Raw genomic sequence first — 14,650 nt, 5'->3', positions numbered from 1 at the left:
TAAAACATTGCATCTGGAATTTTAAAATGCTCCATAATACCAAAATAAACAAACTCGCTGTCTTTTGTGGATCTAACACTGGTTATTCTGAAGTTTATAAACAATCAGCTGAAAACATGGCCGATGTCCTAAGCAGTAATGGTATTACCATGGTTTATGGTGGCTCAAAGAGCGGTTTGATGGGAATAATAGCCAATCGCATGTTAAAAAATGGCTCTAATGTCATTGGTGTTATACCAAAATCTCTGGTTGACACAGAAAAAGCACATGATGGGTTGACGGAATTACATGTTGTTAATTCTATGTATGAAAGAAAAGTATTGATGTGTAAATTGTCGGACGGGTTCATTCTACTGCCAGGTGGGTCAGGTTCTCTGGATGAATTTTTTGAAATGTTTACCCTGGTACAATTGGGATACCATAAGAAACCTTGCTGTGTACTCAATGCCTCTGGTTACTATGATTACCTTTTGCAATTTTTAGACTATGCTGTTAATCAAGGCTTTTTACACTCAAAGGATCGAAATACGCTCATTGTCAATCAATATCCAGATACGCTCATTGAGAATTTATTTGAAGTAATCAATAATTGCAAATAACAGTTTAGGAAAATTAATAACATAACAAGGAGTTAACCAATGCCAAAAAAACTGCTCATCGCTGCTTTCTTATGCAATATTTTTTGTAACCCCAGCCATCTAGCCTATGCCTCATCAACAGAAATACCCATACTTGGGAAAACCATGACCCAGGCTAAACAACAACAAATGACCCCCAGGCAGGCATTACAACGTTTAAAAGACGGTAATCAACGCTTCCTAAGTAATAAACCTTTAGCACGAGATTATCTAAAACAAGCCAAGCAATCAGCTTATGGCCAATACCCTTTTGCGGTCATCTTGAATTGTATGGACTCGCGCAGTGTTCCTGAATTCTTTTTTGATCAAGGATTGGCAGACCTGTTTACCTTACGTGTTGCCGGCAATGTTCTCAACGATGACATTTTAGGAAGTATGGAATTTGCAACAAAAGTAGTGGGAGCACGTTTGGTAGTTGTCTTGGCTCACACCTCCTGTGGTGCTGTTGCAGGAGCATGCAAAGATGTTAAATTAGGGCATTTGACTGATGTTATAAATAAAATCCAGCCTGTTGTAAAACCTAGCATGGAAAGTACGGGTATTGATAATTGCTCTGACCCCAAACTGATTGATGGCATGGCTAAAGCCAATGCCCTGCATGTTGTAAAAAATATACTAGAGCAAAGCCCTATTTTAAATGAATTAGTTAAGAATAAACAAATTGGGATTGTAGCGGGTATTCATGATATTAAAACAGGTAAGGTGACTTTTTTTGAAGAAAAGCGATCTGTCCCAGAGTAAAGCAAGTCGGCAGTTGCCAACTTGCTTTAATATTTCCTTTCAAATGCAAGCTGAATTTGGTTACAATCGCATAATTTTTGGTGAATGATTTTTTATATGCCTAAATCACATAATTCCATTATATTCCTTGGTTTGCTTTCTGCGTTTTCTTTGCTTACATTTGATCTTTATCAACCATCACTGCCTTTCATAACGAATTATTTTAATATTACCCCAAGTATGGGGCAATTAACCCTAAGTATTTATTTGCTAGTTTATGGCATCACTCATCTTCTATGGGGACCACTTATAGACCATTTTGGGCGCCGGCGCCTACTTCCTGGAAACCTTTTATTAGCCTTAATTGGCAGTTTAATGTGTGCTTTTGCGCCGAATATCACCATGCTTATTTGCGGTCGTGCCCTACAAGGATTCGCCTTATGCTGCGCAAATCTCATTGCCTATTCCGCAGCACGTGATTTTGAAGACACGATTGTTCGCGCCAAAGTGCTGTCCTATATTTCCATGACCGTTTCAGTTTCACCGATTATAGCCCCGGTAATTGGTGCTCTTATCTTTCATCATTTTGGCTGGCAAGCCAATTTTATAGTCATGGCAATCGTTGCCTTTATTCTATTGATACAAACCAAACTCTCCTTGTTAGAGTCCCCTTTCTGGACGCCTCCCCAGGAGAAATTCTCGGTAAAAAAAATACTCCAGAAATATAAGTCTATACTTAATATACCCTCTCTATGGTGTGCATCATTTATTTTAATGTTTGGCATTTCTGCTGTCATGCTCACTGTAATTAATTCCTCTTACCTTATTATCGAGGTACTGAATTACTCTCCACTTGCCTATGGACTTATTTTTATTCTGAATGGTTTAAATATTATTTTTGGAAACTATCTGGGTATTTGGCTTCGTGACCGATTACCCATTATAACCACCATCTATTTGGGGAACTGGTTCATTGTCTTTGGTGGTACAGCGATGTTGGTTACTTCCAAATTGTTTGGGTTTAGTCTGTTAGCATTATCATTTTCATTAATTGCCAACTTGGGAATTAGTGTCAGTGCCGCTCCAACCATCTCCATCGCCCTAACGGATTTTAAGCAAAATGCAGGAATAGTTATGGCTTTTATGAATACCATACGTTTAATCGGCCCCTCTCTTTTAACTATTCTAACCGGCTATTTGTTGGCAAGGAATCTTGACGCTCTTCCACTGGGATTAATAGGCTCAGGAATTGGAGCCCTCTTTTTCTCATGGCATTTTAGCCGATTAACCACTGAATCGAGAAACTCAGACATGGATAGCGAAGAAGCGTTGACCTAACAGTCTGTTAACTTCCCCATATTGGATATAAAATTTTTTACATAATTCTCCTGAAACACAGAACCACACATTGGTTCTGTGAAGGTAAAACAAAACATGAGTTGATCATTAAGAGTAAGAACATTTAGCAAAACAGGTATGTCTGCATTTTGCCGGGATGTACAAAAATAGCTTTTTTCCCATTTCAAATGACCATATTGAGTATTAAAAGGTAACAAACCAATATTGGTTACGGTCACTCCCATTGAAAAGCGATCCCTATGACCTTCCCATGATGACAGAGCATCAATAATATCCTGCTTACTGTGATGAACCGGGAATACAGCGTCACCAGGCAATCGCTCTTGTTTTAACTGATGATCATAATCCCTGGCAAGCTCTATAATATCTGATTCTATACTGACTTGTTTATGATACGTAGTCACCACAGACACATAGCAGCCAAAATAGTCATCCGGAATCAAAGGTATACACCACTTCCTTAAATTAACCGGGGTGTGTAGTGTTGTATCTAAAGGCCGATCGAGAATTTTTGTTAATGTCATTAGGGACAGCGCATTAATTAATGCATTCAGAGAAAAGTTGTGATTTTTACTAAAAGCCAGAAGCGCTCCGGTTTGTTTCACTGTAACAGGATAATAATGATTTTTTGTTATTCGCTCGCCAGGAGGGACATAGTTTTGGTAATAAATCGGAGTAGGCAAAAATGCAGGAGGCAGAGAAGATTTTTGCCCTTTTTTGTGTTGCACCAGTTCCTCAACAGGAGGATAGAGAGGGAAGGATGGATTTGAATCACTTTTCTGGTAAACTCTAAAGAGAGTATCGAAAAAATAGGCTACCGAGACACCATCTCCAATATTATGTCCTGCGATTAACAGGATTTCATGAGAATTACCATGTTGGTTATAAATAAGAACTGTTCGCCATTGATAATCTTGATTGCGAGGAGGTCGATTTAATTCTAATTCAATCACCTCTTTCCATACAGAGTTTGAAGTCCTTTTTATGATTTGAAATGGTAAATAAACAGCATCACCTTCCTCTACATTAAATTGACACTGTTGATTGCTTTTGATTACTTTTGCTCTAAGCAATGGCTGCTGGATTTGTAATAACCTGATCGCGTTGGTTAAACGCTCCAAATCCAAATCTGAAACAGTGATTTTTGCAACAGCAGCGATTAAACCATTCCCATGATCTTTATCATTTCCCCATTGACATAATTCTTCCCAATAGCCTAGTTTTCTGGATGGCGGTTTCATAGATTTTCTCCCAAAGCCCTAGCCACGATGCTAGAAAGTTTTTTTACAGAAAGTAATTTCCATACTACAGGACATGCACCTGCTGAATTACTTTTGATGGATCTAACCCATATTAATGCTCTAAATTATAAATAATTGCTTTTTTCAAGTTCTATTTATGCAATTAAGTCAAAAAACTCATAATTTTATCAAGATATTATCATGTTTTTATTCCTGATTATATTTTGCAATTATACCTCTTAATGTTCATTTAATAATCTTAATGTAAGATATTCACCATGACAAAAATTTTACTAGAGTAATTTATGACTAAAATATACTTATTAACCGCACCTTTTGATGAAGAGGCAAAAACTGGTGATGGGCAATACGCGGCCTCTTTAGAATTGGGTTTTGCTGAAAATTACGAACATATACCCTGTAAATGGTTAAAAAAAGACAAAGGTGATTACTCTATCCCATTCCCAACAGGAACTACTTCCATACCGGAAGAAACGATACCAAGCGCGATAATATTACAGCCAGTCGCTAACGAAAATACAATCATAAGCGGTTATAAATTAAAAGATGCTGTTTCATCTCCAGAAAAAGCACAGGAAGTAAATAACAAAACAGCTAGCCCCAGAACGCCAAAAATTATTGTAAAGCATGATAACAGCCTGCAATCACTTACAATAATGGATATTTACTCTCAAAAACCTATCCAATTTGATGAGTCAAAAGTTGATGAAATAATTAGCTCTTTGGATACGAAAAAAGTCAAATTAGAAAAAGCTATAGAAGATAATAATGCTGAGCTGAGTAAAATTAAGAAACAAAAATCCAAATTAGCTTTTTTGGTTAAATTATATAAGGAAAACAAAGAGAATATTCAGGATTATTGTACCTTAAATGAATATATTGAGGCCCATTTATTTAATTCTAATTTTTTAAGTAGACATGAAAATGCGCTCAATAATTTTAAAGCACTTAAAAGCCAGTTTACTGGTCCTGTCAATCTAAAAGAGCTGGAAAAATTAACAGATAAACTGACTGGAGTTAGAGAGTACAGCTATGACTTCCATAGCAACAGTTTACCTTATGATTTAGAGCATGATAAAAGTTTCAGAAATTTTTATGACTTTAATGGATTAAAAGAATCCGTTGAAAACATTATCAAAGAGTTAGAGGTACTTAACAGCATTCGTCAGGCTGTATCAGACAAGTATCCCAATAGCTTTAAAGCGCTAAATGAAGCAGAAGAACAAGATGATAAATTAAAATTTATCAATATTATTTTCAACGATGGATTTAGCACCACTTATGACCAACAAACCTTTATCAAGGCATTATCAATTCAGAATGTTGAAAAGGCAATTGAATCTTATACAAATGTTAAAAACAGACTGAAAAACACCCAGGATATTATCACCAATAAAGAGGATTGTAGAAACAAGTTAATTTCAGAATTACAAACTTTAATTGCAAATCACCAAGAACCTTACCTGTCTGCAAATGAAAAGCTTGGCGGTTTTTACAGTAAAAGGAAACTCTCTGCAAGTGAAGGGTTTCATTTAGCCTATCAGGCAAACCGACGTGACCCGATAAAACCTGAAGTGATTGAAAACATTATTACCAAAATGAAACCCATTGATGAGGATACTCATCTTGATATTCATATTCGTCCACCAGATTGCGGGGTCTTTATTACTCCAGAAGACATCAAAAAATTTCAAGAGGCAGGTATTAAAGTCAATATCACCATCCATGAATATAAACAGAACTACACTCGACGTTATTTACAACAATATACTCATGATTTAATGCGCCAGGCAAACAGTGTGCAATTCTTTAATGCAACAGATAGAGAAAATGCTATTATTGCCGCTACTTATGGTGATTGTGATAAGCGCAATACAACTGAACCGACTGGTGTTGCAAAAAAAATAAGAGAAGTTGGGGAAGATTTTGACTTAGATAAATACCCGGTTCAAAAATATGATTTAAAAGGAAAATCAGGATTAACCGTTGCATCACAAAAATTAAGTACTGAGCCGGATCATCCATTGGATGTAGTAGCCAAGGCCCCTAATATCTTATCTTTCGGTACGATTCGTCCTGGCAAAGGGTTTGAAGAAGCGTTAAAGCTGGCTCAATTGATCCAAGATAACTCTCTTTCTATTCATGAAAAAATAAAACGAGTACCTGTTGTAAAACTGGCTGGTGACCCACAAGATAAAGGTTTAATGAAGCAAATAGTTGTTGAAAGATTTGGGAAAACAGCGGTCAAAACATATCAGAAAATATATCCCTATGATAGTAAATTTACTAATAACCAGCGCAGAGATTATTGGAAAAATTTGGTTAGGGAGTTAAATGCAAAAGTTAAAGAAGAAGGCGCTGTTCTTAATAATCCTTACATCGAAATATATCCTTGGTGTGAGCCGCATGAATTGCTGGCTTTAAAGCAAAACTGTAAATACGTTTGTCGAATGGACGACATGGGCATGAGAAACAATGGCTCAGCAATTATCAGTGTATTAGACGTTGGAGTCGTTTATACTAAATTTGGTTCTGTTACAGACGATATTTTTATTAAAGGCGGCAAATACGGCAATGCCGTTGATATTGGAGAATATCGTTATGGGAAATACAGTCTGTTAAAAAAGGAAAAGGAATTTAAAGAAAAGCATGAGGAAGAACCACTACCTAAGTGGCTAATCAAAAATCCAGATTCTGCTTATAAGCGACAATCAGAATCCAGAGATCCAAAGGATATTTTAGATTCCATTGTCGCAAGAGAAGAAAATCAATTAATATGTGATAATATAGAAGATTCCGATAACTATCGAACAATAGTAGAAGCGCAAAAGCTATTAAAAGAGTGCTTTACACTCAAAAATGCTGTAGATCATTTATTAGAGAATATAGGACTCGGCTATTTAATTGCTCAAGAAGAGGTCGATGAATTATTTGAGACTGTTGATCCAGTACAAGCACAAATAGATAATTTAGACGTTCTTTCTGATATTAAGACACCACGTCTGTGTTTAACACGCTCTTGCCCTGAATTAGGTTTTTTTGGCTCACGTCGTGCTGACTTGGCGACTAAACAAGAAAATAATAAAATTAAAGAATCGATACAGGTATTTTGATATGGTAAAAGGAAAGTTTATGCCCCATTTTATGAAGGATGTGCAAAAATTAATTTGTGATGAAGGCATCACAGATAATGTGATTGCGACTCTATCCAGGTTAAAACCATTTGATTTAGCCATGCTCAAAGCCACTAGTGACAACAAAGTTAAAACGCTACTGGATAGTGATGAATTAAAACCATTCTGGGTAAATAAATTTAATAAATTGCGATTAGAAAAAAATCATACTTTTCAATTTAGAAACCCGGATCCGCAATCAAGAGCTGATTTCTATTGTGGATATGTTTTATATTTAGCGGCATTAAAGGAAAAACAAAAAGAAGTCAGTAGTTATTATGATTATCTTAATCTTGCCTTCACAACATTTAATTGCTTTTATGCGGCACAGGAAATTTTGACGTTCTTAATTGGTGCTTGTAAGAATGACACCAAAAGAGAAAATATCGACCTTTTATACAATTTTATAACTAGCCAAAGTACTCAAATACAAGAACACAAAACGCCAGGGTGCTTATTGCTTGCTAATGCGTATTTTTATCTTGCTGGATTTTATCTGCGCCTGGATCTTAAAGCAGAAAGCATTGAATGTTATAAAGAATGCTGGGGACAACTTCATTTGGCACAATTGTTAGAGACAGATTCTGAACGAGAAATTCACAACGCATACTTTAATAAGGGATTAGCAACCAGTAATGCATTTGGTTTGAACTCCATATCAGAAATTAAAGCCCGATGCCTTGAATTAGCCTCAGAAGCATTACCTTATCCGGCTCGAAATGTCATGGAAGCAAACGCTGTAAAAACATTTGAAAATAGATTTAAAGACATCATGAGTATGACTGGTAAAGACGATGAGGACAGTATAACTCGACCAACTATTTTATAATATCGTTCGCTGATATTCTCTTTATGGTATTGTATTATGATGCTAAAAATAATCAACATTAGCTTCAAGGTCGCTGTATTTTGCATAGGACAATTCATATTAAATTAAAGCGCAATAATATGAGTTTTTACTTATGGAAAAGTAATATTAGTATTAAAAAACAGGGATTATGGTATCCTTGGTATTTGTTTTAATTGGGAGCAATATTATTTAAATTAAGTCCAAGAAACCGTAGAAATCATAACTCAAATTGGTAGCATCGATTCAGAGTTCACCATTGAAATACTCATAATTTATAAGTATTTCTAATCCTACACTAACTGTTCAATGTTCAGGACTAATAAGATTAATACCCAAACAATCTCAAAATTTTTTCTCAGATAATTAAGGAATCATGCAAAGGTTAAAAAATATATTTACTGCAATTTACCAATATTTATTAAAAGAAACTGAAGATGCAAGCCACCAAATCACTTTATTTGGCATCGTCATGATGATTAATTACCCTCTTTTCGGAGTTTTCTGGAAACTGGAGCATTTTCAACTGACAGAAGAATTTATTTTACGCATCACTGCAGCCCTCCTCTGTGCCTGTTTGGCATTTAATCAATTTTGGCCAAGACAATTATTAAAATTTCTACCTGTTTTTTGGTATATAGTTCTTCTCTTTTGTTTGCCTTACTTTTTTGCTTATTTGACTCTCATAAACAATGGCTCGACTCTTTGGCTAATGAATTGCGTATCCGCTATCTTTTTTCTTTTATTAGTTTCCAGTGTATTGGGGGCTCTTATATTACTTATATCAGGTGTTGGACTTGCTTTTTTTCATTTTTATATTTTATCAAATAATCAGTTTGTCTATAACCCAGGAACCATATCACTTTTTAGTTTAATTGTTACGTTTATTGCAGCAATAATCATTGGTGCCTTGTTTGCAAGAGATAGAGAAATTACCTATGCCGGACGTTTATCGGGTATGCGCATGCTGGCTGGAAGTATCGCTCATGATTTAAGAACGCCACTTGCCAGTATTTATTTACAAGCCGAATTACAGGAATTGATTGTTGAAAGATTAAATAACCCAGAAGTTCAAAAGGACCTGAAGGAAAATTTAAGCAAAATTACTCGCGGCATAGAAATGAGTAATCAATTAATTCGTATGCAATTAAATAATATTCAACGAGACAAATTAGATACCAGTACATTTTCGATTTATTCCATCAAAAAATTGCTCAAAGCGTCTTTAGAAGAATACCCTTTCAAAGAAAATCAAAAATCATTGATTCATTTAAATGATAAAAATGATTTTTCCATATGGATTGATGAAGTGGGTTTTAAAAATATGATGTGGAATTTGCTAAAAAATAGCCTGGAATATATTGAGGAAACCCATAAAGGCGAAATCTCTATCTGGCTAGAACAAGGATGGGAGAAAGAGAATTTTAATTACCTCCATATAAAAGATACAGCCAAAGGTTTAAATCATAAAGAATATGAAAAAATATTTGATTTCTTCTATTCTGGCAGAAAAGAAGGAACTGGTTTAGGCTTGGCCTATTGTAAACTTCTGATGCAAGCAGCAGGTGGTGATATTTCCTGTAAAGGGAAAAAAAATGAATTCGCTCATTTCACTTTAAAATTCCCCAAAATTGATTAGTTCCTATTTAACATAAGAAATCCCAAGATTTCTTATGTTAAAAAATATCAATTAAATAAGACATTGGAAAACTGTTCCCACATCCCTAACTGATGAGTTTGAATAAAATGAAATGATTCGATCAGACGCTGAGGTGATTCTTCCCATATGGGCACAATCAATTGTAGCGTGGTATCAAAATGATCAACGTGGGTATGTACATTAAAGAAGGTCATGCCATGTTGAGATATTTTCATCGATTTGGCAAGTTCAACAAGAAAAGGATAATCAAGATTATCCAAGCGCTCATAAGCCGCAAAAGCACACAAATGATCTTTAGGATCATGTTGCGCCAACCAGGATAAATGAGCTTTATTAAATTCTTTGGCAAAAGGAATATAGTTGGTTTCATTCACTATTTCATCATGAATATCAACACCGCATTCTTTTGCAAAACGTTCATAAAGCTTTTCATGGGAAAAGCGATTGCCAATTCCAATTTCTTCATAAATATTTTGAATAATAATTTGTTTTGAAGCTTCGTTATCAGCAAAGTTGGCAACGTACCACAAAAAATTTATAAAATGCCCTCTTAAATGATAAAAAGTTGATGCAAACATTTTTCTAAGGTTGTCATCCCAGAAAATAGTTCGCTTAACGTCAAATAAAGGAATCGAACTCAATGAGTTTTTATAATCCAAATCAGATTGAATAAGAAAATGGCTGAGTGATTTTGGTAAATTTGTGCTCGTCTCTTCAGGCATGATTCACACTTCATATGAAATAAGTTAAGTTCAGCAGTTTAATTAAAAATTATACCATTTGAACATCATTTAATCAATAAGATATTATTGACCGTTTTAAAAAAATTTGCTTTCTTTATAAAAGCAAAAGTATCGTTTTTTGTCTTGTTTTTGTCAATTCAAAGCGTAATCATATCTGATATTGAGTTTAAACTTCCACCATAATTCCCTGGATGAATAATAAAATCTTGTCTTAATTAAATAGTAAGGAATTGCATAAAATCCAATTGTTAGCAGAAATAAGAAAAATCTCATTAAGCTTATGTGTAGTAGTTCAAACTTGATATGACAGTTACTGGTTTTTCAAGAAGTGTCTGTCAGGTCAAATTTAGTTTATAAATTTTTTCCATACAGATTTATTTATCCTCTATCAAAGTTTGCATTGGAGTACGTCCACAATACATTTTACCTTGATGCGTTCGTTCATTATTATAGTAATCCATCCATTCGTCCAGATCTTTTTGTAATTCATCAATTGATTCGTAAATTTTCTTTCGAAATGTTACTTGATAGAACTCTTGTAAAATCGTTTTATGGAAACGCTCACAAATTTCATTTGTTTGTGGTGAGTTTGCTTTTGTCTTCGTATGGTCGATATTATTAATCGCCAAATAAAGCTGATAATCGTGGTGCTCTACCTTTCCACAATATTCCGTGCTTCTGTCAGTTAAAATTCGCAGTATAGGCAAGTTGTATTGCTCAAAGAATGGTAAGAGTATATCTGCTGAGGTAATCGCTATTTTTGTCCTATAAAGCTTGGCAAAAGCTACTTTGCTGTAAGTATCAACAAAAATTTGCTGATAAATACGACCGACTCCTTTAAGCGTACCCACATAAAAAGTATCTTGAGAGCCGAGGTAACCAGGGTGGGTTGTTTCAATTTCACCACATGATTCATCATCAAATTTCTTTTTCTCCAAAGCGCTAACTGGCCAAGGCTTCGAGACGATGCTTACGCATCTCCTCAGCCCAAACGTCCTCTGGATATCGACTGGTTCTTATGTAATCTTTATCCATAAATTACGTTAAATTAATTAATGTTTTGCCTTCCTCTTGTCCTGCCAGGTTTGCAACAATACATAAAAAACAGGCACAAAAACAACTGCAAGGCAAGTTGAGGCAAGCATACCACTGCTCACCGCTATACCAATTGAGCGACGAGAATTGGCACCTGCTCCCGTTGCAAAAACCAAGGGCATAACCCCCATGATAAATGCAAAAGATGTCATCAGAATAGGACGAAAACGTGTTTTGGCGCCAATGACCGCTGCCTCAAGAACTGATTTATTATGAATTTCACGTTGTTCACGCGCTACCTCAACAATCAAAATAGCATTTTTTGTAGCCAATGCAATGAGAAGTAACAATCCAATTTGAGTGTACATATTATTATCCATACCCAAACTGCCAAGAGCTAATACTGTTCCAACCAAAGTCAAAGGAACACTCAGAATAATCGCAGATGGAATAAGCCAGTTTTCATACTGGCCAGATAAAATTAAATAAACCAAAACCAAAGACAAGGCAAAAATAAAGTAGCTGAGGTTACCAGCCACCTTTTCCTGGTAAGCTGTACTTGTCCATTCATAAGATATCCCTGGGGGTAATTGTTCCTTTGCCAATTCCTCCATAACCTGGATTCCCTGCCCCGAGCTATAACCTCTTGCAGCAACCCCATTTATGTTACTTGATGGATAAAGGTTATATAAAGAAATAATTGAGGGTCCTACCGCAGGCCCCACGTCTGTAAGAGTACCTAAGGGCACCATGGAGCCGGATTGATTTCTTACATAGTAATTCCTTAAATCTTCGCTGCTAATCCTCGAGGATGCATCCGCCTGAACATAGACTGGAAATACTTGGCCAAATTTCGTGAACAGATTGACATAAGAAGAGCCTAAATAAGTTTGTAAAGTATCAAAGGCATCAGCAACGCGCACTCCTAAAGATTCGGCTTTGGTTCTGTTAATAGGTGCTGCAACTTGGGGTACACTCGCACGAAATGTCGTCATAAGATTTTGCAACTGTGGGTATTGACGCCCTGTATTGATCATTTGATCAGTAGCTTGCTGTAATTTCCTGTAATCAAAAGTACCGTCTTGTAATTCAACTTGCATTTGAAATCCCCCCGACATTCCTAAACCTTGAATGGGAGGGGGCACAACCACCAATACTTTTGCATCAAGGGTTTCTTTGGCTATTGCATTGAATTTGGTATAAAGAGCTCGTAAATTTTCAGATTTTCCTCTGACACTCCAATCTTTGAATATAACATAGATGACACCGGCATTAGAAAGCAGAGAATTGTTATCCAATAATGAAATACCATCAATAGCAATCACATTATCTACACCCCCAACTTCAGATGCTTTTTTAGCTAATCTACTCACTACTTCATCAGTACGTCCTAAACTGGCGCCATCCGGCAGCTGAATACTTAACATCAAATAGCCTTGATCTTCCATGGGAATAAAGCCAGTTGGAATACGCGTCAAGCCATAAATGGCACAAGCCACTAAAATGATTCCAATCAAACAAACTTTACCACTACGATGTACAAGCCGATCAATAAACTTTACGTAAGCCGATTCAATGGGATTATAAATTCGATCAAAGGCCTGAAAGAATATATTCTTTGGTTTACTCGTATCAGGAGCCTTTAACCATAAAGCACATTGAGTCGGCTTTAACGTCATGGCATTAATTGCGCTTATAAAGGCAGTTGCAGCAATAACCAAAGCAAACTGTGCATACATTGACCCCGTTAAACCAGGCATAAAACCGGCCGGTACAAAAACAGCCATTAATACCAAAGTGATACCAATAATCGGGCCAAATAATTCTTTCATTGCAAGTATGGCTGATTCTTTAGGTGACATGCCTTTTTCAATATGTTGAGTCACACCCTCAACAATAACGATGGCATCATCAACCACAATTCCAATTGCTAACACCAAAGCAAATAAAGTCAGCAAATTAATACTATAGCCCAATAAAAGCATGGCAAAAAATGTCCCAATGATAGTCACAGGAACCGTTGTCGCGGGTACTAATGAAGCGCGAAAATTTTGTAAAAATACAACAATCACTATTAAAACCAAAATTCCTGCTTCAAAAAGCGTTTTATATACTTCTTCAATTGAAGCTTTGACGAAAACGGTGGTATCAAATGGAATAGAATATTCAAGACCCGGAGGAAACTGTTTCGCCATTTTCGCCACGGCTTTACGAACTTCTTGCGCAACATCCAGCGCATTGGCACCAGGAAGTTGAAAGATACCTATTGCTGCTGTAGGTTTACCATTAAGATTAGCGAGCTGATTATAACTCTCGGATCCCAACTCAACTCGCCCTACATCACGAATACGTACTACCTGAGCAGAGCTACTGGCAGAGGAATTTTGATCGGGTGGGGTATCAATCGTTTTAATAATAATGTTTTCAAACTCTTTGGGATCAGAGAGTTGTCCAGGCACATTCACTGTAAATTGATAGGCTTGTTTGCCAACAGTAGGAGGAGCACCCAGTTGTCCGGCTGACACCTCTTTGTTTTGGTAGCTGATAGCATTTAAAACATCACTTGGGTTCAAAGAAAAAGCAAGCATCTTTTTAGGATCGAGCCAAACACGCATCGCATAACTTCCTGAACCAAAAACCACCACATTCCCTACTCCGGGTAAACGGGATAATTCATCTTGCATATTGATGGTCGCATAGCTGTCAAGAAATACGCCGTCGTATTCATTATTTTTTGAAGTCAAAGTAATAAATTGAAGAATAGCAGTCGACTTTTGTTGAACGACAACACCTTGCTTTTGTACTGATTCGGGGAGTTGAGCCATCGCCGCTTGTACTCGATTTTGCACCAGAACTTGCGCATAGTTCAGATCCGTGCCTATAGCAAACGTGACAATTAAAGTATAGGTGCCTCCACTAGTACTTGTCGATTGCATGTACAGCATGTCCTCAACCCCATTGACTTGTTGCTCAATTGGCAAAGCGACAGTATTAATCAACGTTTTTGCGTCTGCACCAGGATAGCTGGTGGTAACCTGGATAGTAGGAGGAACAATGGCAGGGTATTGAGACACAGGCAAAACAGCAATCGCTATTATCCCTATAAATACAATAAATAAGGCAATGACATTGGCCAGAACAGGTCTTTCAATAAAAAATTTGGAAATCATTTCAGTTGTTTCGCTCCCTGAATAAAGGGTCTTAAATTCTTAC

General features: G+C 36.3%; 9 protein-coding genes and 1 pseudogene. 6 read left to right on the top strand and 4 right to left on the bottom strand.

All coding sequences use genetic code 11. The features are described 5' to 3' along the window. Positions 1-26 precede the first annotated feature (26 nt). The 3 genes from OQI99_RS14615 to OQI99_RS14605 all read left to right on the top strand — a co-directional run bounded on the left by OQI99_RS14615 (position 27) and on the right by OQI99_RS14605 (position 2,696). Entirely contained in the window at positions 27-599 is a 573-nt protein-coding gene (locus tag OQI99_RS14615) for a TIGR00730 family Rossman fold protein (protein ID WP_061513338.1), read from the top strand. 39 nt (positions 600-638) lie between these two features. Then, a complete protein-coding gene (locus tag OQI99_RS14610; protein ID WP_061513339.1) occupies positions 639-1,379 on the top strand; it encodes a carbonic anhydrase in 741 nt (246 codons plus the stop codon). A 96-nt stretch (positions 1,380-1,475) separates the two neighbouring features. Continuing rightward, positions 1,476-2,696 carry a multidrug effflux MFS transporter gene (locus OQI99_RS14605; RefSeq protein WP_265732250.1) on the top strand — a complete coding sequence of 407 codons (1,221 nt, stop codon included), beginning with the start codon at positions 1,476-1,478 and terminating at the stop codon, positions 2,694-2,696. On the opposite strand, the gene OQI99_RS14600 is transcribed toward OQI99_RS14605, so the two are convergent. Continuing rightward, a complete protein-coding gene (locus tag OQI99_RS14600) occupies positions 2,693-3,958 on the bottom strand; it encodes a phthiocerol/phthiodiolone dimycocerosyl transferase family protein (protein ID WP_061513341.1) in 1,266 nt (421 codons plus the stop codon). The two genes, OQI99_RS14605 and OQI99_RS14600, sit on opposite strands and share 4 nt — an antisense overlap. Before the next feature lie 305 nt (positions 3,959-4,263). On the opposite strand from OQI99_RS14600, the gene ceg32 reads away from it, so the two are divergent. The 3 genes from ceg32 to OQI99_RS14585 all read left to right on the top strand — a co-directional run bounded on the left by ceg32 (position 4,264) and on the right by OQI99_RS14585 (position 9,638). Continuing rightward, the gene (gene ceg32 / locus OQI99_RS14595) at positions 4,264-7,092 is read left to right on the top strand and encodes a Dot/Icm T4SS effector Ceg32/SidI (RefSeq protein ID WP_061513342.1); all 2,829 of its coding nucleotides are present in this window, start codon (positions 4,264-4,266) and stop codon (positions 7,090-7,092) included. Position 7,093: 1 nt separating this feature from the next. Then, positions 7,094-7,981: a Dot/Icm T4SS effector metaeffector MesI gene (gene mesI, locus OQI99_RS14590; RefSeq protein ID WP_080447316.1), complete on the top strand. Its 888-nt coding sequence runs from the start codon at positions 7,094-7,096 to the stop codon at positions 7,979-7,981. A 394-nt stretch (positions 7,982-8,375) separates the two neighbouring features. Next, positions 8,376-9,638, top strand: a complete 1,263-nt coding sequence (locus OQI99_RS14585; protein WP_265732249.1) for a sensor histidine kinase — start codon at positions 8,376-8,378, stop codon at positions 9,636-9,638. 47 nt (positions 9,639-9,685) lie between these two features. Here the strand turns inward: OQI99_RS14585 and OQI99_RS14580 are convergent, their stop codons facing one another. The 3 genes and pseudogenes from OQI99_RS14580 to OQI99_RS14570 form a co-directional block, all read right to left on the bottom strand. Beyond that, positions 9,686-10,381, bottom strand: coding sequence for an iron-containing redox enzyme family protein (locus OQI99_RS14580; protein WP_265732248.1), 696 nt, complete (start codon positions 10,379-10,381; stop codon positions 9,686-9,688). 395 nt (positions 10,382-10,776) lie between these two features. After that, positions 10,777-11,349: pseudogene (locus tag OQI99_RS14575) on the bottom strand (integrase core domain-containing protein); the annotation flags it as partial. A 105-nt stretch (positions 11,350-11,454) separates the two neighbouring features. Beyond that, positions 11,455-14,607 carry an efflux RND transporter permease subunit gene (locus OQI99_RS14570; protein WP_061513344.1) on the bottom strand — a complete coding sequence of 1,051 codons (3,153 nt, stop codon included), beginning with the start codon at positions 14,605-14,607 and terminating at the stop codon, positions 11,455-11,457. Positions 14,608-14,650: the final 43 nt, after the last annotated feature.

The sequence above is a fragment of the Legionella sp. PATHC039 genome, from assembly GCF_026191275.1.
GTDB lineage: Bacteria > Pseudomonadota > Gammaproteobacteria > Legionellales > Legionellaceae > Legionella > Legionella pneumophila.
Note: the sequence above shows the minus strand (reverse complement) of the source record. Positions and strands in the feature narration are given on the sequence as shown.

Coding starts and splice junctions, on each gene's coding strand:
- OQI99_RS14615 (WP_061513338.1), top strand. CDS start 27: ATGCTCCATAATACCAAAATAAACAAACTCGCTGTCTTTTGTGGATCT.
- OQI99_RS14610 (WP_061513339.1), top strand. CDS start 639: ATGCCAAAAAAACTGCTCATCGCTGCTTTCTTATGCAATATTTTTTGT.
- OQI99_RS14605 (WP_265732250.1), top strand. CDS start 1,476: ATGCCTAAATCACATAATTCCATTATATTCCTTGGTTTGCTTTCTGCG.
- OQI99_RS14600 (WP_061513341.1), bottom strand. CDS start 3,958: ATGAAACCGCCATCCAGAAAACTAGGCTATTGGGAAGAATTATGTCAA.
- ceg32 (WP_061513342.1), top strand. CDS start 4,264: ATGACTAAAATATACTTATTAACCGCACCTTTTGATGAAGAGGCAAAA.
- mesI (WP_080447316.1), top strand. CDS start 7,094: ATGGTAAAAGGAAAGTTTATGCCCCATTTTATGAAGGATGTGCAAAAA.
- OQI99_RS14585 (WP_265732249.1), top strand. CDS start 8,376: ATGCAAAGGTTAAAAAATATATTTACTGCAATTTACCAATATTTATTA.
- OQI99_RS14580 (WP_265732248.1), bottom strand. CDS start 10,381: ATGCCTGAAGAGACGAGCACAAATTTACCAAAATCACTCAGCCATTTT.
- OQI99_RS14570 (WP_061513344.1), bottom strand. CDS start 14,607: ATGATTTCCAAATTTTTTATTGAAAGACCTGTTCTGGCCAATGTCATT.